General features: G+C 73.4%; 1 protein-coding gene. It reads right to left on the bottom strand.

Going from position 1 to position 1,220, the window contains the following annotated elements; all coding sequences use genetic code 11:
- Positions 1-90: 90 nt before the first annotated feature.
- Entirely contained in the window at positions 91-1,014 is a 924-nt protein-coding gene (gene pdxS, locus HGA02_RS19810) for a pyridoxal 5'-phosphate synthase lyase subunit PdxS (protein WP_124344150.1), read from the bottom strand.
- Positions 1,015-1,220 lie beyond the last annotated feature (206 nt).

Raw genomic sequence — 1,220 nt, 5'->3', positions numbered from 1 at the left:
CCGCGACCGTGGCCGCGTCGCCGCCGGGCAGGCCGAGGGCCGCGGACGACGTCATGCCGTCCGCGGCCCCGGGTCCGTGCGGGTCGGAGGTCACCAGCCCCGCTCGGCGAGACGGTGCGGCACCGGCACGTCGTCGACGTTGATGCCGACCATGGCCTCGCCGAGGCCGCGGGAGACCTTCGCGACGACGTCGGGGTCGTCGTAGAACGTCGTCGCCTTGACGATCGCGGCGGCACGCTCGGCCGGGTTGCCGGACTTGAAGATGCCCGACCCGACGAAGACGCCCTCCGCGCCGAGCTGCATCATCATCGCGGCGTCGGCCGGCGTGGCGATGCCGCCCGCGGTGAACAGGACGACGGGCAGCTTGCCGGCGGTCGCGACCTCCTTGACGAGGTCGAACGGCGCCTGCAGCTCCTTGGCGGCCAGGTACAGCTCGTCCTCGGGGAGCGACGTCAGGCGGCGGATCTCGTCGCGCAGCGTGCGCATGTGGGTCGTGGCGTTCGACACGTCACCGGTGCCGGCCTCGCCCTTGGAGCGGATCATCGCGGCGCCCTCGGTGATGCGGCGCAGCGCCTCGCCCAGGTTGGTCGCCCCGCAGACGAACGGGACGGTGAACGCCCACTTGTCGATGTGGTGCGCGTAGTCGGCGGGCGTCAGCACCTCGGACTCGTCGACGTAGTCGACACCGAGCGACTGCAGGACCTGCGCCTCGACGAAGTGGCCGATGCGCGCCTTCGCCATGACGGGGATGGAGACGGCCTCGATGATCCCGTCGATGAGGTCCGGGTCGCTCATGCGCGCGACGCCGCCCTGCGCACGGATGTCGGCCGGGACGCGCTCGAGCGCCATGACGGCGACGGCACCCGCGTCCTCGGCGATCTTCGCCTGCTCCGCGGTGACGACGTCCATGATCACGCCGCCCTTGAGCATCTCCGCCATGCCGCGCTTGACCCGCGCGGTGCCGACGGTCGGCTCCTGCGTCGTGGTGGTCGGCTGGGTGTTCTCGCTGGTCACGTCGAGCCTCACATGATGTGGTGCGGGTGGAGGGCCGGGCGTCCGCCCGTCCTCCCATCGTAGTCGCTCGCCGAGCGGCTCCCCGGCGCCGTCCACGCCCCGGGCCGGGGGTGTGGTGCGTCTCTCAGACCGCGGCGGACGGTCCCTCGACGCCCGGCCCGGTCGCCCCGCCGACGCGCCCCTCGGACGCGCGCGCACCGGGCCGG

Source organism: Cellulomonas septica, assembly GCF_012396155.1.
In the GTDB taxonomy this organism is placed as follows: domain Bacteria; phylum Actinomycetota; class Actinomycetes; order Actinomycetales; family Cellulomonadaceae; genus Cellulomonas; species Cellulomonas septica.
Note: the sequence above shows the minus strand (reverse complement) of the source record. Positions and strands in the feature narration are given on the sequence as shown.